The 22,447-nt window shown below is 41.7% G+C and carries 12 protein-coding genes and 1 riboswitch; of the genes, 7 read left to right on the top strand and 5 right to left on the bottom strand.

Features of this window, described 5'->3' with window-relative positions:
* Nucleotides 1-151: 151 nt before the first annotated feature.
* Nucleotides 152-1,699, top strand: coding sequence for a DHA2 family efflux MFS transporter permease subunit (locus JN11_RS07885; protein WP_144911425.1), 1,548 nt, complete (start codon nt 152-154; stop codon nt 1,697-1,699).
* 55 nt (nt 1,700-1,754) lie between these two features.
* The gene (locus tag JN11_RS07880) at nt 1,755-2,363 is read left to right on the top strand and encodes a TetR/AcrR family transcriptional regulator (RefSeq protein WP_170227715.1); all 609 of its coding nucleotides are present in this window, start codon (nt 1,755-1,757) and stop codon (nt 2,361-2,363) included.
* 31 nt (nt 2,364-2,394) lie between these two features.
* Here the strand turns inward: JN11_RS07880 and JN11_RS07875 are convergent, their stop codons facing one another.
* Nucleotides 2,395-3,804, bottom strand: coding sequence for a voltage-gated chloride channel family protein (locus JN11_RS07875; protein WP_144911421.1), 1,410 nt, complete (start codon nt 3,802-3,804; stop codon nt 2,395-2,397).
* Between the two features lie 152 nt (nt 3,805-3,956).
* Nucleotides 3,957-4,019, bottom strand: a riboswitch (Fluoride riboswitch).
* A gap of 144 nt (nt 4,020-4,163) precedes the next feature.
* Between JN11_RS07875 and JN11_RS07870 the strand changes: the two genes are divergently transcribed.
* On the top strand, nt 4,164-4,934 hold the full coding sequence (locus JN11_RS07870; RefSeq protein WP_144911419.1) for a hypothetical protein: 771 nt from the start codon (nt 4,164-4,166) through the stop codon (nt 4,932-4,934).
* 2 nt (nt 4,935-4,936) lie between these two features.
* Here the strand turns inward: JN11_RS07870 and JN11_RS07865 are convergent, their stop codons facing one another.
* From JN11_RS07865 to JN11_RS07855, 3 genes are all read right to left on the bottom strand, one after another.
* Nucleotides 4,937-5,698, bottom strand: coding sequence for a class I SAM-dependent methyltransferase (locus JN11_RS07865; protein WP_144911417.1), 762 nt, complete (start codon nt 5,696-5,698; stop codon nt 4,937-4,939).
* An 11-nt stretch (nt 5,699-5,709) separates the two neighbouring features.
* Nucleotides 5,710-6,576: an aldose 1-epimerase family protein gene (locus JN11_RS07860; protein ID WP_144911415.1), complete on the bottom strand. Its 867-nt coding sequence runs from the start codon at nt 6,574-6,576 to the stop codon at nt 5,710-5,712.
* Nucleotides 6,577-6,657: 81 nt separating this feature from the next.
* A complete protein-coding gene (locus JN11_RS07855; RefSeq protein WP_144911413.1) occupies nt 6,658-9,096 on the bottom strand; it encodes a bifunctional YncE family protein/alkaline phosphatase family protein in 2,439 nt (812 codons plus the stop codon).
* A gap of 249 nt (nt 9,097-9,345) precedes the next feature.
* Between JN11_RS07855 and JN11_RS07850 the strand changes: the two genes are divergently transcribed.
* Nucleotides 9,346-14,934 (top strand): alpha-2-macroglobulin family protein, encoded by a 5,589-nt coding sequence (locus tag JN11_RS07850; protein ID WP_144911411.1) that lies wholly within the window; start codon nt 9,346-9,348, stop codon nt 14,932-14,934.
* A gap of 8 nt (nt 14,935-14,942) precedes the next feature.
* Nucleotides 14,943-17,336: a penicillin-binding protein 1C gene (gene pbpC / locus JN11_RS07845; protein WP_144911409.1), complete on the top strand. Its 2,394-nt coding sequence runs from the start codon at nt 14,943-14,945 to the stop codon at nt 17,334-17,336.
* Nucleotides 17,337-17,422: 86 nt separating this feature from the next.
* Here pbpC and JN11_RS07840 read toward each other — a convergent pair whose 3' ends face one another.
* Nucleotides 17,423-18,910 (bottom strand): hypothetical protein, encoded by a 1,488-nt coding sequence (locus JN11_RS07840; protein ID WP_144911407.1) that lies wholly within the window; start codon nt 18,908-18,910, stop codon nt 17,423-17,425.
* A 400-nt stretch (nt 18,911-19,310) separates the two neighbouring features.
* On the opposite strand from JN11_RS07840, the gene JN11_RS07835 reads away from it, so the two are divergent.
* Nucleotides 19,311-19,595: a hypothetical protein gene (locus JN11_RS07835; RefSeq protein WP_144911406.1), complete on the top strand. Its 285-nt coding sequence runs from the start codon at nt 19,311-19,313 to the stop codon at nt 19,593-19,595.
* A gap of 100 nt (nt 19,596-19,695) precedes the next feature.
* On the top strand, nt 19,696-22,428 hold the full coding sequence (locus JN11_RS07830; protein ID WP_144911404.1) for a porin family protein: 2,733 nt from the start codon (nt 19,696-19,698) through the stop codon (nt 22,426-22,428).
* Nucleotides 22,429-22,447: the final 19 nt, after the last annotated feature.

Genomic DNA, 22,447 nt, shown 5'->3' with positions numbered 1-22,447 from the left:
TGCTCCATTTGCTGAAAGGTTACTCCCCGTTATGCTTCGTCATAAAAATGCCATAAGTCCAATCGATTGATTCAAACAGTTGTTTTAATTAATCGATTGATTAATTTTGTTTTTGTTTTTAAAATGAATATCAACCGAAATACATATTAAAATGGCTGAAACCGGATTTAGAAAATGGATTATTACCATTACTGTAATTACAGCTTCGCTGCTGGAATTAATTGATACCACTATTGTAAACGTCTCTATCCCTCAAATACAGGGAAACCTTGGCGCCACACTAACCGATGCGGCCTGGGTAGTTACCGGCTACAGCGTGGCTAACGTTATTATTTTGCCCATGTCGGGCTGGCTGGGTAGTTTTTTTGGACGAAAGAGCTATTTTTTAGCTTCCATCATTTTATTTACCATTGCTTCTTTTCTATGCGGAAATGCACATAGCCTTACAGAACTTATCGGCTTTCGTGTATTGCAGGGCTTTGCGGGCGGTGGTTTACTTTCAACAGCCCAGGCTATTTTGTTAGATACCTGGCCGGCCGATCAGGTTGGTACAGCTACAGCTCTGTTTGGTCTTGGTGCGGTTGTAGGCCCTACCATCGGTCCAACTATTGGTGGCTATATTACGGATCATGCTGCCTGGCGCTGGATCTTTTATGTAAATATCCCCGTTGGATGTTTGGCTGCAACGTTCACTTACCTATTTGTGAGGACAACACCCAGAACCGGCAGGGATAAGCCGATTGACTGGTGGGGAATTGCTTTATTAGCCATAGCTGTAGGCAGCCTGCAAACTATATTGGAAAAAGGTGAAGATGAAGACTGGTTTTCAACCAACTATATTATTGTACTAACAGTTACTGCGGTATTGGGCCTGTTGCTTTTTATCTGGCGTGAGTTGAGCACCGACCATCCAATAGTAAATTTTAAAATTATGCGGAACAGGAGCTTTTCCGCCGGGATGTTTACCTCCTTTGTTTTGGGGGTAGGTTTGTATGGATCGACTTTTGTATTCCCGGTATTTTGCCAGAGCTTACTGGGTTTTACGGCACAGCAAACCGGCGAAATTTTATTTCCTGGTGGGATGTTTACTGTACTCACGATGCCTTTTATCGGTATTATGCTCAATAAAGGTGTACCTGCTCAATTTATGGCAACTGCGGGTATGATTTTATTTTTTATTTTCTCCTCTATGCTCAGCCATTCAACACTAGCTACCGGCACCGGCGACTTTTTCTGGCCCTTAGCCATAAGGGGTATTGGTTTAGCCTTGCTATTTGTACCACTTACCACTTTGGCCATAGGTGGCTTAAAGGGACATGAAATTGGCCAGGGTACCGGCCTCAACAATATGATGCGCCAACTAGGCGGGTCATTTGGTATTGCAGGCCTAACTACACTAATACACGTCCGCTCAGCTACACACCGTAATAACCTTTTAAGTTATGTTAATATTTATAATCCTTATTATACTGAAAGATTTAATGGCTATGTACATGCTTTTATGGCTAAAGGCAAATCCTTTCTGGATGCTACCAATTTAGCTTACCGCGCTATTGATGGTGTTGTTAACCAGCAAAGTGCATTACTGAGCTATAACGATGCTTATTGGGTTGTTGGTATAGTTATGCTCATCAGCATTCCACTGCTTTACCTGGCTCCATTCAGAAAAGGCCAGAAAGCCATTGCAGATGCTCACTAGCCTCAAATTTATTTAAATGATTATTTGTTCTGCAATAATTAAATTTGAAATAATTATGACAGAAGCAACAGACGTTTCAACAGAAGAAAGAATAAAGGATGCAGCCAGAATGATCTTTACAAAAAAGGGATTTCTGGCTACTACCATTCGGGATATTGCTACCGAGGCTGATATTAATGTGGCTTCCATTAACTATTATTTCCGCAGTAAAGAAAAACTGTTTGCCTTTATTATGGAAGAAAGCATTCAGAAGCTATTTAACAAAGTAGAGCCTGTATTAAATGATGAAAACACCTCCCTGTTTGAAAAAATAGAAGTTTGTGTTGGCTACTATATTGACCAGGTGTTGGAAAATCCAGACTTTCCGTTTTTTATGGTGAACGAAGTGATGGCCGGCTCAACCAAATTACCTGTAATCAGTAACATAAAATTATTGGTCAATTCACATTTTGCCAAACAACTCCGGGCTTTGGAAACAGATGGTAAAATCAATTTCCACCCCATAAACCTGGTCTGGAATATTTCGGGCATGATTATGTTTCCATTTTTAACCCGGCCACAGTTGCTCCAAACCGGAAATTTTAACAGCGATGAGTTCTATCAGCTGATGCAGGAGCGCAAAAAATTAATCCCCATATGGATGAAACAGATTATGAATATTTGACCGTCTTTAAATCTCCACAGATATAAGTACATTAACTATTCCCCAACCCATCACTTTTTTTAAATGAAAGACGGTATCTGCGAAGCTTTTGGTGCAGGTATCCCCTCCGCTTCATAGCTTCTGCCAGCGAGGATTCATCCATATAACCATCATCCGGCACTTTAGGAACACCGATACGCTGTGCACTATAAATGCCCGAATGCCCGCTAAAAATATAAGCTGTAAAACAAGCCACGGCAAATAGCAGCACATGTTCGCCACCAAAAAGTTCAACCCCCATAAAGGTACAGGCTAATGGCGTGTTGGTAGCACCCGAGAATACGGCAATGAAACCCAGTGCCGCAAAAAGACTTACCGGCGCATTTAATAATTGCGATAGTGTGTTACCCAATGTAGCACCAATATAAAACAAGGGTGTTACCTCCCCACCTTTAAACCCTGTACCCAGCGTAATAGTAGTATAAATGGTTTTCCATAGCCAGCTCCAGGTATCAGCACCTCCTGCACTGAATGCAGATGGAATGGTTACGGCTCCCGGATGCTCTGCATCAACCCCTAAGCTTAAATAATCGGGCTTGCCAATAAGCAGGGTAATGCCAATAATCACTAAGCCGCCAAAAACAGGGATCATCCATTTATACTTAAACAGTTTAATGCAAACAGCTTTTATTTCGTGCACCATACGGGCGAATAAAAAACTGGCCAAGCCAAATGCAGCTGATGAGATAATTACCTTACCCAACAACAAAACATCGAAATGAAAAAAACCAGTGAATAAATTAACACCCGGTGCTATTGGATCAATATGGTATTGTACATGGGTTACGTGCCAGGCTTTAACCGTTAAATCGCCAATTACGGCTGCAATTAAGGCCGGGATGAGCGCGTGGTATTGAATCTTGCCAATGGTTAGTACTTCCATAGCAAATACGGCTCCGGTGACCGGCGTACCGAAAACAGCCCCGAAACCGGCTGCAACCCCAGCTATTAGTATGATGCGAATGTCTACGCCTTTTAGTTTAAACCATCTGCCAAACATTGCGGCTATGCTGCCGCCAATCTGCACTGCCGTACCCTCGCGCCCGGCAGAACCACCGAATAAATGGGTAATAACGGTAGTAATTAAAATAATGGGCGCCATCCTTTTAGGTATACCGCCCCCCGCCTCATGAATTTGTTCGGTGATGAGGTTATTGCCTTTTTCGGATGATTTACCTACCGATTGATAAATAAAATGAATTAATAAACCCGCTAATGGCAACAAAAACAACAGCCATGGATGACTGAACCTGAAATGAATGGCCGTACTAAGTAGCCATAGAAAAAAGGCTACCATACTGCCAATAGCTATGGCAACAGGGAATACTAATATTGTCCACCGTACTAGCTGTTTAAAAATGGCAATATGCTCTTTAAATGAAAAGGAATTATTTTCAGTCATTGCAGATTATTATTTGAAGGTTATAAGAAAGGCTGTTGAAAACATGGGGTAGCGGGATAGAGTTTCCCGGTAAAAATAGTGTCTTGTTTGAATAATTGTTTAAAAATTTCACCTGCAAAAAAAATTGTCCAACAGATTTATTCCTGTGGAGGGGTATTGCAGGCGCCATCAGCAAACGCGGTTTTTAAAAGGAAGACACCATTTCCTGCTGCAAGGTAGGTTTTATTTTTATAAAAAACCAATTAGCGTAAGTGAACAATTTACTACACTATTCACATCCCCTCCAACTAAAACATATCGCTTAATGCGTTATTTTTTTATTTTTGGATATTATTATCACAATAATATAAAACTAACAGATGTTTTTCAACTACGGATCCTATTACTATTTGATTATTGCCTTGCAGATTTATTGTGCTGTACACAGTTACCGCAGAGGCACTTTAAACAACTGGATTTTTTTCATTATATTTTTACCTCTTTTAGGTAGCGCATTCTACATTTATAAAGAAATACTTTCAAATCGCAGAAGCTATATAAAGCCAACTATTAATGTAAATGTTAGCGAGGTTTTGAACCCAGGCTTAAAGATCAAAAAGCTGGAAGAGCAACTGCGTTTTTCTGATACTTTCGCTAATAAGATAAGTCTTGCCGACGCTTACCTGGCAGCGGGCTTCACAGATAAGGCCATTGATTTATATACCGGCAGTCTTACCGGCGCTTTTGCCGAAAACGAGCATGTTATGGCGCAGTTAATAATTGCTTATTTTAATCAGCAGCGTTATAGTGAGGTAATCCCACTAGGGGAAAAATTATATAAACTACCACAGTTTGCCCGCTCAAAGGCCCATATTGTTTACGCACTTTCGCTGGAAAATCTGGGTGAATTGGAACAGGCTGAAAATGAATTTAAAGCCATGAAGGGTCGCTACTCCTATTACGAGCCGCGTTATCAATATGGCTTGTTTTTAGTTCGGGTTGGCCGCGAAAAAGATGCCTGGCAAGTTTTTAAAGATATGCTGGATGAAGAATCCCAGTTAGGTGCTGTTGAAAGAAAAGCCAACCGTACCTGGTTTAACAAAGCTAAAGAGGGAATCAAGAAAATACCTGAAACTGAAAGAACCGCTTGAGCTTAAACTTCGCCCATGTAAATTTCTGTTTGGTAATGAAAGCTTACCTGCCCGTTTTGATTATAGCGGTCAAAAACATCTTTTAACAGTGTTCTGAATTTTCCTCCTTCTTCGCTTCCTTCAGCCGGAACATAGGATGAGGAGAATGTCCGCCCAAAAAGTCCATCCAAATCAAAAACCTGTTCATTGGGAAACTTGGTTACCGAGTAATTACCATCTTTAAAAAAGCGCTTAAAATTAATTTCTCCTATTTTGCGGTGATTAACTTTGTTATAATCGATAGCATCCTGCTTCAAAAGGTTTTCATAAGCTTTTGAAAATTCATCAGCATCGGGTAAACGATTGTTCCATACCAGGGCTGCCTTTACACCTGTTTTCAATATTCTTTTAAACTCAACTGCTGTTTTTTCTTCGTTAAACCAATGGAATGCCTGGGCACAAACTATTAAGTCAATTGTGTTTATAGGCAAGGTTGTTGCCTCGGCAGTGCCATTTACAGGTATAAATTGGGAATTATTACCATACTGATCAATAGCCGCCTGCAACATGGCCTCATTTGGCTCAACAGCATAAACTTTATAGCCTTTATTCAACAGCAAACCGGTAAATATGCCGGTTCCCGCGCCAACATCAGCAATTACCGAATTACTGGTTAGCCCGCATTCCTTTTGCAGATAAGAAATCACTTCATCAGGATAGTTAGGGCGATATTTTACATAATTATCAACCCTGTCAGTAAATCTTTTGGTTGGGTCTGAAATCATGAATTATTGACTTAAATACTGATAAAAAATGCGGCTTCAAAAACATGCCCAGGTGCCAGTTTCTGGATATCTTCTTTTTGGCTGATGTCTACATGTTTACCGGCGGTGTCTGCACAACCCAGCCAGGGCTCAATGCAAACGAAATCTGCACCGCCTTTGGCCCAAATTCCCAGGTAATTAAAGTGTGGAAATTCTACTGAAAGAGACTGGTCATGTTTATCACTTTTAATGCAAACCTCTCTTGAGCGCAGATTTTTAAATACTAATGCATCGGCATCAAACAGATTACGGGTTAGGTAAAGCCTGTTTTTAGGAGTAGGCACAGGATGAACCTCGCCATTAAAAAAGCCTTCTTTTGATAACAGGTGTGTTTCTAATTTTTCGTCTGTTTCAAATTCAATATAATAATCTTCATAGTTTTCGCCTTTGTTAAAAGGAACATTGAAGGCGGGGTGCCCGCCTACCGAAAACCAGATGGTTTGTTTATCGTGATTGATCAATTTGTAGGTTAACCTCAACGCATTATCAATAAGCGTGTATATTACCTGAAAATCATACTTATAAGGATACACCTGTAAAGTATTTTCAGAATTAGGTAGCGAGAAAATTGCATGCTGATCATCGCTCTCTAACAAAATAAACTCCGATTGCCTTGCAAATCCGTGGCGCGCCATATGATAAGTCTTTCCATTAACCAGCAGTTCATCATTAATTAAACCACCTACCACCGGGAACAGATTAGGGGCATGCCATGGCCAGATATTTGCATCGGCCTGCCACATGTGTTCGGTTTGGGTTGCTTTGTTGTGAAGGGAACTTAATTGCGCTCCTTTTGTGCTGATCTCTACCTTTAAAAAGTCATTTTCTAATACGGCCATAGGAAAAAGGGGTTGGTTATAAACAACCGTCTAAATTATGAATTTGTTTTTATTTAAAATCCAAAGACATCAAACTAGAAATTAATCATCGTCATCCTTTTTCTTTTTTTCCAGTATTACAAAAGCACTACGTTTTGGAGCCGGTAAAGTAGCATTTTCGCCTTTTACATATTTCCATATTACCTCGTTCAATAAAAGATCGGGTACAGCGTCTTCTTTCGCCAGGTTAAAAGATTGTGATTTTTTGCTGCTTTCATTTACGGCTACGTTACGTTGCTCCAAGTCAACCTGCGCAGGTTTAGCCGTATAGGTTGAAAGATCGGGTGTATTGTTAAAGCAATCATATAGTGGAACAGCAGCAGCATCATACTGGCTCATTGGTGGTAAGCCAAGGATAAGTTCGATGGTGCGTAGTACTCCGGAGGTAGAATACATATCGTGAATAACAGCATTGCGTTTTACAAATGGGCCGGCAACAAATACGGGCGAGCGGTGTGCATCGATATGATCGGGGCCGTTTTGGGCGTCATCCTCTAAAATAAACACTACTGATTCTTTCCAGATAGGACTTTTTGACAAGTGCTCCAGGAAAAGACCGATGGCCTGGTCATTATCACCCACGGCAGCAATTGGCGATATAGCACCGCGATGCTGGCCGCTGGTATGATCGTTTGAAATGCGCACAGTGCTTAACTGCGGAACGGCGTTGATATTTACCAGTGAGTCAAAATCGTGTTCCCAAATTGCCTCGCGTTTAATGTCTTTAATATTGAGGTCGAAGCTAGGCGATTGTACACAATAGTGGCCTTCTAAAACTTTAATATTTGGCTTATAATCGTCGGCAAATTCACCATAGGTGCGGTAGCTTACACCTGCTCTTTTACAATAATCCCAAATGTAGCCATCGCGCGGATCGCCTGCTCGGCGGGTACCTTCAGAATCGTAATTACCACCGCGACCGCCATAGCTGGTGGGCCATGTTTTTTCAATAAAATCTGTCGCATAGGCGGCGGTGCTCCAGTTGTGGCCATCGGCACTTACCTCGGCGTCAACATAAAAATTATCCAGTAAAACAAACTCGTTGGCTATAGCATGGTGATTGGGCGTAACCTTGTTACCGAAAATACAAAGTGAAGTATCGCCGTTGCCCTGCGGCATATCGCCCAAAACCTGATCGTATGTGCGGTTTTCTTTAATAATATAAAACACATGTTTAATAGGCGATTTATCGCCTACACGACGAGGGATAGGATTACCTTCTACACCAGCTGCTAAAGCGGTTACTTTATCGTTAAAAGGCGTATTGGCATATACCTGTTTGGTATAAACTTTCAACTGTGCTTCTTCAGGTGCATTGATAAATGACAGCGTGCCTTTAAATAAACCGCCGATATATTGTTCCTTGCTGTTCACTGCTCCTTTTTGATAGCCACTGTTGTCGGCTTTCTTTATTGGTTGTGGACCTTTTGGATTGGCCATTGAGGTAAAGCCTTTGCCATTTGCAACCAATATTTTACTACCCAGGGCTTTCACTACGGTTGGGTACCAGCCCACTGGGATAAACCCACGGCTCTGGCTACTGCCTGTTTTGCTTACGTCAAATACTGCAAGGCAATTATTATCGGCATTGGCAATGTAAAGTGTTTTGCCATCAGGGGAAAGCGCCAAACCATTGGTGGTTGATCCGGTCAACTTTGTTGGATACAACGCTGTAGAGATAACCTCAATAGTTTTATGCGTTTTTGTATTGATAACCGACACCGAATTGTCATTAGCGTTGGCCACATATAAAATTGATCCGGTTTTGTTTAATAATAACTCGTTAGGATGACTACCCGCTTTCATGTTATTCATTTCGCCGGTTTGGGTGTTATAGCAGGTTACTTCACTGCCACCCCATATAGAAATATAAAGCGTTTTTTCATCGGGCGATAGGATGCAGCTATAGGCTTCGGCAGCTAATTTAACCCGGTTTACTACTTTTAAGCTAGCCGGATCAATAATATATAGCGCACTATCTTCTTTAGTAACGGTATACAGTTTGGTGTTTGATTTATTTACAGCGATACCGGTAGGGCAAATTTTATTTTGGGGCCACGGGTTACCCAATTTAATAGTATCGGCCCTGCCTATTTTATTGTTCTGTAAGTGAAAGGCCACAATCCAATTATCATTGCCTCCGGAAGCATATAGTTTGCTTTCATCACGACTAAAAGCTAAACCGTACCACGATTTACCTACAATTTTCTCATCCAGTTGCTCTTCGCTTTTAGGGTCAATTAATTGTATGGATTGGGTGCTTTGGCCATTATTGGTTACTGCCATCAGTTTGCCTGAGGCAGAAAGCTGCATATTAAGGGGCAAATCGCCTAGCGGAAGTGATTTATATCCGGCAGGGCTCAACTTCCATCCATTAGGTAATAACACCTGCCCGGTTTCGGCAATTTTCCCCGGAGTTTGAGCAAACGAATTTAACGTAACGCCCGCAGCAGCAATGCAAAGAATCAGTTTTAATTTCATATTGAATTAAATAGAAATCAAAATTACTGATTGCTTATCATGGATTAGGCTAGTTAACAGAAACTTAATGTAACAAATTTGAGCTGTAATATGAACGCTTGGAAAATTTAAGTTTTGTATGTTCTATCTATGCTAAAAATCACTGGTAATCAGTCGGCATAAAGGCAAAAAATATATTTTCATACAATCGTATTATTCGTTAAACATTGTGGTTAACATCATTATATTTGAGTGAACATCCCACTCAATATGAACCTTTTCCCAAGCCTTAATTTATCGCGTAAACAGCTTACCAGCGCTGCTGTAGTGTTTATTATTTTTTTAACTGCTATTACTTTACTGGTAAAACGCCAGCATAAAACCAGCGTCAATCCGGCGTTTAGCAAGTATATTGAATCGTATACTTCGGGTATTGTTTCGCGGAAGGGTATCATCCGCATAAAGCTGGCCAATGAAGTTAAAACCAGCCATGCGCAAAACGAACCACTACCTGATGGCTCCTTTAGTTTTTCGCCTGCTGTGGCGGGAAAAGCTTATTGGGTTGATGCCCAAACCATAGCCTTTAAGCCGGAAACAGAAATGGAAGCCGACAAATTTTATGAGGCAAAATTTGACCTTGGCAAGGTAGCCAGCGTACCTGGGGATCTGCAGCATTTTAATTTCTGGTTCCAAACCATTAAGCCCGATTTCACCATTGAATTTAACGGATTACAAACCGCAACCAGCACTTCACTTGATAAAATGAAGCTAAGCGGTGTTATTAAAACTTCAGACACTGAAGATCCAGAGAGGGTTGAAAGGATAATTACCAAAAAATACCCGTCGGAAGTAACCGTCACCTGGCAGCACGATAATGCCAATAACACCCACACTTTTACTATTGATAATATCAGCAGACCGGCATCCGGTTCTTCGCAATTACTGGTATCCTGGGATGGCTCAACATTAAATATGGAGAAAAGCAGCAACCAGGCATTTGATATCCCTGCCATTGGTATTTTCAGGGTGCTCGATATCCGTGCCGTGCAGGATCAGGATCAATATGTAGAAATACAGTTTTCTAACCCGATAATGGTGGGCCAGGAGCTGAATGGCCTGACAGGAATCCGGAATATTAACGATGCCGCTTATACTATTGATGGCAGCAAGGTGAAGGTTTATGCCCCCGATCATTTGCAGGGCGATTACATTGCTTTTGTAAATGAAGGTGTTAAAGACATCTCCCATAATAAAATTAACGCGCCCTATTTGGCTAATTTGTTTTTTGAGAACCGTTTGCCCGAAGTAACTATTCCGGGCAAAGGGGTAATATTGCCTGATTCGGGCAGGTTAATGCTGCCGTTTGAAGCAGCTAACCTGAAGGCTGTTGATGTAAGCATTATTAAAATATATGAAAGCAATGTACCCCAGTTTCTGCAAAACAATGATCTTTCGGGCGAGCAGCAATTAAGGCAGGTTGCCAAACCTGTGGTACAAACTACCATCAGGCTGGATGATGATAAAACCCTCGACCTAACCAAAAAGAAGCGCTTTATGCTGGATCTGGACCATCTGATGCATACCGAACCGGGGGCTATTTACCGGGTGATTATTGGGTTCAGGAAAGAATATTCCCTTTTTAACTGCAAGGTTAAAGTTAAGGCTTCTGATAACAGCAGCAGTACAGTGAGTGATGAAGAAGGCGAAGGTTATGAAGGAGATAATGATTCATACGGCAACAAAATAGATGAAGATGATGCCTTTTGGAGCCGTTATGACAGCTATTATCCGCAGGGATATAAATGGGATGAAAAAGATGACCCTTGCAGTACTTCTTTTTACACTAAAGATAAATGGGCAAGTCGCAACATCATTGCCTCCAATATAGGCCTGATAGCGAAATATGGCAGTGATAACCATATGCTGATTGCCACAACCAATATTATTAACGCCTCGCCAATGGCCGGAGTTGAACTAACCTTGCTTGATTATCAGAAACAGATCATCACCAAAGTGAGTTCTGATGATAATGGTTTTGCCAACTTCACTATTAAACGCAAGCCGTACCTGTTATTAGCTAAAAAAGGCGAAGAACGAGGCTATTTAAAACTGGATGATGGCAGTGCCCTTGCCCTGTCAAAATTTGATGTGGGCGGCGAGCAGATTCAAAACGGACTTAAAGGATTTATTTATGGCGAACGCGGCGTTTGGCGCCCTGGTGATTCCATTTTTGTTTCATTTATTCTGGAAGATAAATTAAAGACACTTCCGCCAGATCACCCAGTTCAATTTGAATTGTACAATCCGCAAGGGCAATTGTACCGGCGCATTATCCGCACCAGCGCCATTGATGGCTTCTACAGTTTCCACACGGCCACTACTACCGGTTCACCCACCGGCACCTGGACAGCCAAAGTAAAAGTTGGGGGCGCCCAGTTTGAAAAGCCCATTAAGGTAGAAACCATTATGCCTAATAGGTTGAAAATTGACCTTTCTTTCGGTGGTAAAACTTCACTTACCAAGGGTAGCGGTGCAAATGGTGTATTGAAATCAACCTGGCTGTTTGGTGGTATAGCCCAGAATTTAAAAGCAAAGGTTGATGCCTTTGTGAGTGCACTGCCTACCAGCTTTAAGGGGTTTAAAGATTATGTTTTTGATGACCCAACCCTTGCATTCAATACCCAAACACAAACCGTGTTTGACGGGCGGCTTAATGCTGAAGGTACAGCGGCCATTGATGCAAATATCCATGTGGAGAAGCAGGCGCCCGGACAACTGAGAGCCAATTTTTTAGTAAAAGTATTTGAACCAGGCGGCAACTTCAGCATACAACAAGTGGCGCTTCCTTACAATGCTTACACCGGTTATGTAGGCATTAAAACACCCGAAGGCAGCGAATATAGCGGTATGCTGAATGTAGATCAGGATAATCCTATTGATATTGCTGATGTTGATGTAAATGGCAACCCATTTCCGGGTAGCCGAAGCGTAACCGTTGAGCTATACAAAATACAATGGCGCTGGTGGTGGGATCAAACAGGTGATGATCTGAGCAACTTTACCCAAAACCAATATAACAACCTGATAAGTACCCAAACGGTAGATCTGACTAACGGTCGCGGTACATGGAACCTGAAAGTAAAACAAGATAACTGGGGCAGGTACCTCATCAGGATTAAGGATCAGCAAACAGGGCACTCCACAGGTAAAATAGTTTATGTTGACTGGGCCGAACGCCTTCAGCAAACTAACGCTACCAACGCCACCATGCTCTCTTTTACATCCGACAAAAAAAGCTACAAAGTGGGTGAAACCGCAACGCTTACCATCCCGACAGGAAATGATGGTCGTGCTTTAATCAGTTTTGAGAATGGCAGTAAGGTGCTTAAGTCGGTTTGGGTTGATACGCACCAGGGGCAAACCATTTATCAGTTTAAGGTAGATGGCAGCATGGCGCCAAACGTTTTTGTAAACGTAACCATGTTACAGCATCACTCACAAACTGTAAACGATTTGCCTATACGCATGTACGGCGTAATTCCTTTAACAGTGGATGATCCTGCAACGGTTTTAAAACCGGTTATCGGCATGCCTGATAAAATAAGACCGGAAAGTAAAACATCCATCACCGTATCAGAGGCACATGGTAAAGAGATGACCTATACCGTAGCAATTGTGGATGAAGGGCTGCTCGATCTGACTAATTTTAAAACCCCTAACCCGCACCAAACCTTTTATGCCCGCGAAGCCCTTGGCGTTAAAACCTGGGATCTGTTTGATTTTGTAATCGGCGCTTATGGTGGCGATCTGGAACGGATATTGAGTATCGGTGGTGATGAATCACTGGGTAACAATAAAAATGTATCTGTTAACAGGTTTAAACCTGTAGTAAAATTTCTGGGACCATTCCATTTAAATGCGGGCGAAAAACAAACACATAGCTTCACGCTGCCTCAATACATAGGCTCTGTAAGAACAATGGTTATTGCAGGTCATAATGGCGCTTATGGATTTAGTGAAAAAGCCGTGGCCGTTAAAAAACCTTTGATGCTGCTGGCTACTTTGCCTCGCGTTTTAGGTCCTACTGAAAAAATCAAGTTGCCGGTTACGGTATTTGCTATGGAGAACAGTATTAAAACGGTTACTGTACAGGTTCAATCAAACGCATTCAGCAATTTGCAGGGCAGGGACAAGCAAACACTTACCTTCAATGCCCCTGGCGATCAGTTGGCTACTTTTGATCTGGATGTGAAGGATTTTGTAGGTATAGGCAAGGTTAAAATAACAGCAACAAGTGGCAGCGAAACCGCCAGCTATGATGTTGAATTGAATGTACGCAATCCGAACCCGCCGATCACCAAAATAACCGGAAAAGAGTTAAAACCGGGTGAGGTTTGGAGCGAAGCCTATGCACAGATAGGTATGGCGGGCACCAATAAGGCTACACTGGAAGTATCATCCGTACCATCCCTTAATCTGGCTAAACGCTTATCGTACCTGATTGATTATCCGCACGGTTGTGTAGAGCAAACCACATCAGCAGCATTCCCGCAGTTGTATTTGGATCAGCTTACCGATTTAACCCCACAACAAAAAGCATCCGCCGAGCGCAACATAAAAGCAGCTATCAGCAGGTTAACCAATTTCCAGACACCATCTGGCGGTTTAAGTTACTGGCCAGGCGAAAGCGAGGTAGATGAATGGTGCACCAATTATGCAGGTAACTTTATGCTGGCGGCACAGGCAAATGGTTATAGCTTGCCAGTAGGATTTTTAGATGGATGGAAACGCTATCAACGGCAAAAAGCGGTAAACTGGGCACCTGATACCCGTAGTTTTTACGGATCAGATTTGGTGCAGGCTTATCGTCTTTATTTACTGGCTCTGGCCCGCGTACCCGAACTCGGTGCAATGAACAGACTTAAGGAATTTAAATATTTAAGTCCGCAGGCAAAATGGCGATTGGCGGCAGCTTATAAACTGGCTGGGCAACCAGAAGAAGGCCTACAAATGATTAATGGCTTGCCATTAACTATCAAACCTTATTACCAGCTATACGGCACCTATGGGTCTGACTTACGTGATGAGGCCATGATACTGGAATCATTAACCTTATTGGATCAGCATCAAAAAGCGGCCGGCATGCTGCAAACAGTGGCGTCCCATTTATCGCAGGATGATTGGTACAGTACGCAAACCACAGCTTATGCCTTATTGGCTATTGCAGAATATTGCGGACAAAATAAAAATGGCAATAAGCTGCAGTTTATTTATGGAAATAGCCCGGTTAACTCAGCCTCTTACTTGTGGCAAGCTAATCTGCCGGTTAACGGAGGCAAAGCGTCCATTAAAAATATCGGTAAAAATATTTTATACCTGAGGCTCATCCAACAGGGACAACCTGCACCGGGCCAGGAACCGGCAAGTGTTAATAATGATGATATTTTAAAGATGAAAGTAAACTATATCACCATGAAGGGCCAGCCTATAGACATCAATAACCTTAAACAGGGAACTGATTTTGTAGCACAGGTAACTATCGCCAACCCAGGACACCGGGGCAGGTATGATAACATGGCACTTACACAGATCTTCCCTTCGGGATGGGAGATATTGAATACAAGGATGCTGAATAATGACGAGGCGTTTAAATCATCCGCATCAAACTACCAAGACATAAGGGACGACAGGGTGAATACTTATTTTGGGTTAGACGAAGGACAGCAGGTTACGTATTATGTAATGCTGAATGCTGCCTATACCGGCCGCTATTATTTACCAGCTACCTATTGCGAGGCGATGTATAATTCAACTATCAACGCTCTGCAAAAAGGCCGTTGGGTTGAAGTGAAAAAGTAATTGAGAGCATGCGTTTTTCTTTTAAAAAACCGGGTTGGCTAAGCAGGCCAAGGAAGGTGCTTATTGCACATGCTTTAGTTGCATCTATATTATTTTGGTTTTGCCTGCCCCGGCATTTGTTTAAAACCCCAACGTCGTACATTATTGATGACGACCAGGGACAGCTATTAGGTGCCGCCATTGCTTCCGACGGGCAATGGCGCTTTCCGTATGATTCCATTGTGCCCGAAAAATTCAAACAATGCATTATCGCTTTTGAAGATAAACGCTTTGAGCATCACCCGGGAGTTGATTTTTTGGCTTTCGGACGTGCCATAAGGCAGAACATAAAGGCCAGGCATGTGAGCAGCGGCGGCAGTACCATTACCATGCAGGTGATCCGCATTGCTACACATCATCAGCGTACTTTTTTCAATAAGCTTTTGGAGATGATTATGGCCATGCGCCTGGAACTTACCCACAGCAAACAGGATATTTTGGCCATGTACGCCAGCAACGCCCCTTTTGGCAGCAATGTGGTTGGATTAGATGCTGCTTCATGGCGATATTTTGGCCGCGGGCCCTCGCAACTATCCTGGGGAGAGATGGCGGCCTTGGCGGTACTGCCTAATTCACCTTCACTGGTGCATCCGGGGAAAAACAGGGCCATTCTCCTCAAAAAACGTAATTTATTATTGGATAAACTGGCACAACAAGGTATCATTGATAAAAATACAGCCTACCTGTCCAAACAGGAACCAATGCCTGATAAACCGGTACCATTACCCCAATTGGCGCCTCATCTGCTGGAACGGTTTAAAGAAGATTGTCAGGCCGGAAAATATAAGGGGCCAACGCGCATTACCACCACTATAAAAGCAGAATTGCAGCAACAGGTAAATGACATTTTGGAACGGCACCACGCTGTGCTGGCTGCCAATCATATTAATAATATTGCTGCTGTAGTATTGGATGTGGAAAGCGGCGCAGCACTGGCCTACGCAGGAAATATTTATCACCCGGAAGACACCCTGATGCAAAGCAGTGTGGATATAGTGAACGCACCACGCAGCCCCGGCAGTACGTTAAAACCTTTGTTATATACTGCCATGCTGCATGATGGGTTTATATTGCCCAACAGCCTGATGCCCGATATCCCTACGCAAATAGCCGGTTACCATCCGGAAAATTTCGATTTGGGATATGATGGCGCGGTACCTGCATCACGGGCGCTGGCCCGCTCACTAAATGTGCCTGCTGTAAAAATGTTGCAGAAATACAAGTATGAACGCTTTTACGATCTGCTGAAAAAAGCAGGCATCACAACATTAAAGCAGCCTGCTGATTATTATGGCTTATCGCTGATTTTAGGCGGTGGCGAGAATTCTTTGTGGGAACTCTCCGGCGCATATGCGGATATGGCCCGAGTGCTGGATCATTATAAAAAATACAATGGCAAGTACAACCCGGCGGATTACCATTCTCCAGTTTATGCCAAGTCTGAAACCCAAAAGCCTCAGTTAGAGTCCGCAGGATTATTAGATGCTGGCTCCATTTATTATACCATGCAAGCCATGGAAGAAGTAATGAGACCGGGTGAGGAAATGCTGTGGCAGCAATTTGGATCAACCCAGCGCATTGCGTGGAAAACAGGCACCAGCTTTGGCTTTAGGGATGGATGGGCCATTGGTATAACCCCCAAATATGTGGTGGGAGTTTGGGTGGGCAATGCCAGCGGTGAAGGTCGCACCGGGCTAACGGGCATCAATACTGCGGCACCGGCCATGTTCGAGATCTTTCGCCAATTGCCTGTTACGCGCGACTGGTTTGATATGCCCGCCGGTGAAATGGTAAAAATTAAGGTTTGCCATGAGAGTGGCTACCGCGCGGGTGAATACTGCACCAATACCGACGAAATGCTTGTACCTGCGGGCGGCGCACGCTCACCGGTGTGCCCGTATCATCAGTTGGTACATCTGGACAAAAGCGGACAGTGGCAGGTAAATAGTGATTGTGTACCGCCAGACCAGATTGTAAATAAAAGCTGGTTTATTTTGCCACCAGCCATGGAGTATTATTATAAAAGTAAAAACTACCAGTATCATACGCTACCTCCCTTCAGGGTCGATTGCATGAATGCAGATAAGGGGCAGCCGATGGAGCTTATTTACCCAAAAGATGATGCCAAAATTTATATACCGCTGGAAGCCGATGGCAAACGCGGACGCATGATTTGCAATGCCGCACATCGTCAACCGGGCATGAAAATTTTCTGGCACCTGGATAATCAATATATCAGCGTCACCAAAGATTTCCATCAGGTGGCACTTAACCCGCCGCCGGGACATCATACCTTAACCCTGGTTGATGGAGATGGCAATAGTTTGCAGGTTAAATTTGAGGTCTTGGATAAAGGGAAGTAAAGATTTTCAACCTGAAATATAGAAAAAAGCTGTCTGTGACATTTGGGATGCAAAACCTCAAATATCACAGACAGGAAATTACAATCTTATTGTGATTGTGCTGTTGCCGTAGTTTGGCTTGCACCAAATAAGCTCAAGCCAATAGCGAAACCGAGCCATGGCCTGCCCTGGTAAGAAAATTGATAAGCATGATCGCCCGCGAAATCCCATCCAATAAAAACACCCATTTGGAACTTAGCATACTGAAACATTACCCCTCCCGATAGTGAAACCGCGGCAGTTGATGTAGCTGTACCAGCCGGAGCTGTTGAGGCATTATTTAAAGGAACATTAACAACCGACAGTCCGCCAAGATAATTGAGTGATACGTCATCAATACGTTGAAGTTGTTGTTTGATACCGGCCGTTAAACCGAAATTTAAATTCTGTTCAAAGTTAAAACGACCGCCGCTAAGTGAATTATCAAAACGCAATTTTATAGGTAAGGTGAGAAACCCCCACGTAAAGGTATAGCTCGTAGGATAAAACACTACCGAATTGGCTGAAAAATCCTGTGCACTCATAAAAAACGACCAGCCATTACCCCATGAGTTTACATATTCTAAGTCGGCAAACGCAGCATACGGGCTGGCTGGATCAGCCGGAGTATCTGCTTTCTCGCCTAATTGCTCTTTTGTTCGTTTATAAATATTAGGATCTGCCAACGGAGTATTAGTCTGTGCAGCAGCTACTGCAGCTGCCTTAGTTTGCTGTAAATCTGAACGAAGTCCCAATAGGGTTTTTGTTTTAGTATCTACTTCACGTGTGGCTTCGTCCAATTCGCTTTTCAGGTCATCGTACTGCTTTTTAAACGCTACATATTCTGCTTTCGAGTTTGCCAGCGTAGTGTCAGGTATAACAGATAGTTTTAGCACAGCGCTGATAAGGTTAGCCTTTATTGACGGTGCGGCATCGCCTAGTTTCAGCTTAGTTTGTGCATCCACAAAGTTGGCAACCTCAGGTTTAGCAACAGGTTTTGGGCTATTTCCCACAGGCTTCGGCGCCAGCGTTTTTTCCGCATTTACTTTTAAGGCCGTGGTTAACAGCTTTGTTGAAGCACTTGAAACCATTTTTTGAGCATTTGCTAGGTTAACCTTCAACGTATCGGCTTTTTTTGCCGCGGCGGCAGAATCAGCAACGTTTGACTTAATGGCCTCCTTTTTTGTGGCGAGTTTTGCCGCCAAGGTGGAATCATTTGTTGCTGTGCGTCCTTTTTGAGCCTGACGCAGACTGGCGTAAAAATTTTCGTGAACAGTATCGGTATCATTAAAGTCCCAAACAGTCACTACATATCCGGTAATAGTATTTCCAACAGTTATTTGCTGATTAACATAAAATTTGGTTCCTTTTTTTATCCTGAAATGGATGGATGAATCTGTAGGTTTTGCGGCCCGTTCTAAATAAGGATTTACAGAAACATCGCCGGTTGTAATATAAGAGCCATGCAATGTTACTGTTGGTGATGTTACTGATTGGGCGTTGCACCAATGGGCCAATATCATTGCCGATATTGCTAAGAGTAGTTTTTTTTTCATGATGAAAGTTTAGGTTAATTAATATTTATTATTACTGCTTTGATAAGTTATCTAGTAAAACTAATATTATATAATAAACTTTTAGACAGTATTTTAACTGTATTTTACTAAGTAGAATTACGTTTCTGTAATTGCCAGGATATTTATATAACAGAGCCAAAACTTAATTTACACAAATTGATATAAGGAAGAGAATCGGCATTATTCTCGTCCACGCATTACATTTTTGTTAAAAACAGCATATCTACAACCACTTTTTTTACGAAAAAAATAAAAACACTTTAATTAACTGAAAATGTTGATTTTAAACTTTCATGTACTTATATTTATTAAAAGTTAACGACTTAATACAGGGGCTATGTAGTATTTAATTTTTAATTACACTTAAATCATAAAAACCATGAAAAAAGCAATCCTAATCCTTTTTTTAGTAATCGCCGCTTCGGCCATTACTAAAGCAAATGCACTAACCGCAAAAGTGTCAGCACCAGTATCAGGTCATAATTATGCCGTTAGTGAATTATTATCTGCTCATGCCACAGTTCAATATGCTGCTACTTTAAATAATATTGCAGCCATTCAATTGCCTTATGGATACGTTACCGATGGCGATGGCAATATAATAGGCTACTGGGTTTATGATCCAAGTTCGGGTGTTCTGCTAATTGTTCTTTACGCTCAGTAATAATTATTTCTAAAATCTGGCGTCGTTAACCTAACCAATACCTACATAGATCCTGTTTTTTATCGTTGTAATTAAGTACTTTTAATCAAAACCTTTTTTATTGAAACACCACTTGATTTTATTGTTTTTTGCGCTTTTTTTTTCGGTTAAATTATTTGCGCAGGAAAAAAAATCCATCAGCCTAAAGATTATACAAAGCAAAAACAGTAACTTATCTTCAGGTAAATCACCTGTTGATTTGCAGATTTATGCAGATGCCATATTAAAATTGACGTTTAACCATCTTACAACTGATACTTTGATTAAAATTGAAGGTGCAACAAATGTGCTTTACCGTGCAGTAGTGTACAAAGCAGGCTACCACCTGACCGATTTTTACTGGCGCTCAGATACCTTGAAAAACAACACCACTAAAGTAATTTATATTGATGAAGCCCCATTTCAATTAAAGGATGTGACCATAAATGCACAGCGTGCCCCTTATAAACGCGGCGATACATTGGTGATACCGGTTGATAGTATACATACCCAGCCACATGCCAGTGCTACTGACCTGGTTGATAAATTACCAGGCTTTTCTGTAGGCAGTGCAGGCAACGTAAACGTACTTGGTAAAAATGTGGATAAAATAAAAGTGGATGGCGTTGAATTATTCGGTGGAAATGCGAAAGCCACTCTTGAAAACCTACGAGCAGACATGCTGAAGGATGTTGAAGTTTTAAATTTAACCGGTGAAGGAGAAAACGGGGTTGAGCTGAATTTAAGATTAAAGAAAGATAAAAAAGATGGTGTTTATGGCGAAGCATATGGCCAGGCCGGGACCACTGGCCGTTATAATACAGGCTTAAAATTTAACCAGATTAAGCCTGCCGGTTTTTTAACGGGCTTTTTTAACTATAACAACCAAAATCAGCAGGTATTATCACCCGGCGAATACCTGCAGTTGGTAAATTTCAATAACGACAATACCAATACTTTGGGTACACAAAAACTATATTATGATGCTAAGGTTGAAGATCCGCTAAACAGTCTTAATCAAATTGGCGACAGGTTTCCGTTTTTTACAAAGGGCATTCATCAAACTGTATCCGGTGGTTTAAACTTCAGTAAAAAATATAAAAAAGTTGACTGGAACTCTTACTTGCTTACCAGTTATGATAAAAGTAATATTAATGAATATTCAAACACGTTGAGCAGTCTGGGCGAGCTTATAAGCCAGGATACTAAAAACACATTAACCCAAAACAGTAATTACAACTTTATTGGTCAAAGTGCTCTTAAATGGACACTTGATGACAAAAACAGCATCAGTGCTAAACTGGTATTACAAGAGGTTAATAACCATGCAAATCCTTCGGATCAATCTGCTAACTCGTTATATAACCACACTGACACTCTTGTTAATAATGCCGTTATCGACAATACCCAAAAAATCACCAACAAAAATAATTTAGTTTTTTTGAAGGGCGAATGGGAACACCGTTACCCTAAAGCTGCCGAAAAAACAACCCTTTCCGCAGGCTTGTTAATTAATAATACTAACTACAATAACCGTTACTCCAATCAGGATTTGAGTGATGATTTGCTTTCAAATAATAACCAAATATTTCAAACCGGCACCAATTACAATTACTTTGCCGCTGCACAACACAGCACATCGCTTAGCCACAGGTTACTGGTTGATTTCAGATTAAGCACGTTGCTAAGCAGCAGTACCATCAACCGCACCGGCCAAAACGTAACTGATAACGGTGTAGATATTTTTAGCGCCCCTTTAAGCGTTAATGATTTCCGTATTCAAAATAATCAAACCACGGTTCAGGCTTTCTTATTTTACAAATCGGGCAACCTGAGCATTATAACAGGTGTAGGAGCGTTAAATACTAATTGGCTGGCTCGTTCGGCCGATACCGTTTATAACAGTTTTAACCGGGTATCCTTTTTACCCGGTATTTATTTAGGTTACATTTTTAATAAATCAAAAATATCGTTCAGGTATATAAAGGAGGAAAATACGCCGCCAACCAATAATTTATTACCCGTTACGGATAGTAGTTCGGTGCAGCAGGTTTACAGGGGCAACCCAATGCTTAGTCCATATCTGAGCAACAAATACGAACTTAATACCGATCTTTTTATACGCGGAATTGGTTCTGTAGGCTTATTGCTCAATTATGCAGTAACTAATCAACCGGTAATAGACAATTACCTTTTTACCGGAGGTGAATTCCCCTTACAAACATCCACTCAATATAAAAATGCTCAACAGGTAACCGGTACCCTTTCTTATTTCAGGTTTAATCCAGGCAAGTTGTTCAATCCATATTTCTTCCTGTTCTATTTATGGTCCAAACAATATCAACTCAACGAACAAATTGTTACGCCGCTTGAATTAATGGCAATAAGTCCGCAGGTTGGTTTAAAAGTAAACATCAGTCGCGAGCATAGCCTTAATTTAAGTGTTCAGGCCATTATTAACAAAACATCTTCTGCTACAACTTATGCCGGCTCGTCCAGTCGTTTCAATTTTGAATTAAAGGACGATAGTAAGCTTACAGATGGCCTTTATTATAAATTTTCAACCAAATGGATTTACCTGTACACCAATGCCATGGGAAGCACTATTAAGCCGGTTACCAATTTTTATTTATATGAATACCTGGGTAAAGAAAAGCAATGGCAAATTAATGCTGGCGTAAGCAATTTATTCAATGTTGATGAAATTAAGCTGATCAATGTGGGGATCACACAAAAGACAACATCATCATACAATTATTTGCAGCGATATTTTAACGTGGGATTTACCTTTTACCCCGAAAAATGGAAAAAATAAGCGCATATAAGTAATTACA

Source organism: Mucilaginibacter frigoritolerans (assembly GCF_007830615.1).
GTDB classification, from domain to species: Bacteria; Bacteroidota; Bacteroidia; order Sphingobacteriales; family Sphingobacteriaceae; genus Mucilaginibacter; species Mucilaginibacter frigoritolerans.
The sequence above is the reverse complement of the archived record's forward strand: the minus strand, read 5'-3'. Positions and strand labels throughout refer to the sequence as shown.

What these genes read in the sequence shown, in the direction of transcription:
- JN11_RS07865 (WP_144911417.1), bottom strand. Translation starts at nt 5,698, where the DNA reads ATGATTTCAGACCCAACCAAAAGATTTACTGACAGGGTTGATAATTAT.
- JN11_RS07850 (WP_144911411.1), top strand. Translation starts at nt 9,346, where the DNA reads ATGAACCTTTTCCCAAGCCTTAATTTATCGCGTAAACAGCTTACCAGC.
- JN11_RS07870 (WP_144911419.1), top strand. Translation starts at nt 4,164, where the DNA reads ATGTTTTTCAACTACGGATCCTATTACTATTTGATTATTGCCTTGCAG.
- JN11_RS07875 (WP_144911421.1), bottom strand. Translation starts at nt 3,804, where the DNA reads ATGACTGAAAATAATTCCTTTTCATTTAAAGAGCATATTGCCATTTTT.
- JN11_RS07885 (WP_144911425.1), top strand. Translation starts at nt 152, where the DNA reads ATGGCTGAAACCGGATTTAGAAAATGGATTATTACCATTACTGTAATT.
- JN11_RS07835 (WP_144911406.1), top strand. Translation starts at nt 19,311, where the DNA reads ATGAAAAAAGCAATCCTAATCCTTTTTTTAGTAATCGCCGCTTCGGCC.
- JN11_RS07840 (WP_144911407.1), bottom strand. Translation starts at nt 18,910, where the DNA reads ATGAAAAAAAAACTACTCTTAGCAATATCGGCAATGATATTGGCCCAT.
- JN11_RS07855 (WP_144911413.1), bottom strand. Translation starts at nt 9,096, where the DNA reads ATGAAATTAAAACTGATTCTTTGCATTGCTGCTGCGGGCGTTACGTTA.
- pbpC (WP_144911409.1), top strand. Translation starts at nt 14,943, where the DNA reads ATGCGTTTTTCTTTTAAAAAACCGGGTTGGCTAAGCAGGCCAAGGAAG.
- JN11_RS07860 (WP_144911415.1), bottom strand. Translation starts at nt 6,576, where the DNA reads ATGGCCGTATTAGAAAATGACTTTTTAAAGGTAGAGATCAGCACAAAA.
- JN11_RS07880 (WP_170227715.1), top strand. Translation starts at nt 1,755, where the DNA reads ATGACAGAAGCAACAGACGTTTCAACAGAAGAAAGAATAAAGGATGCA.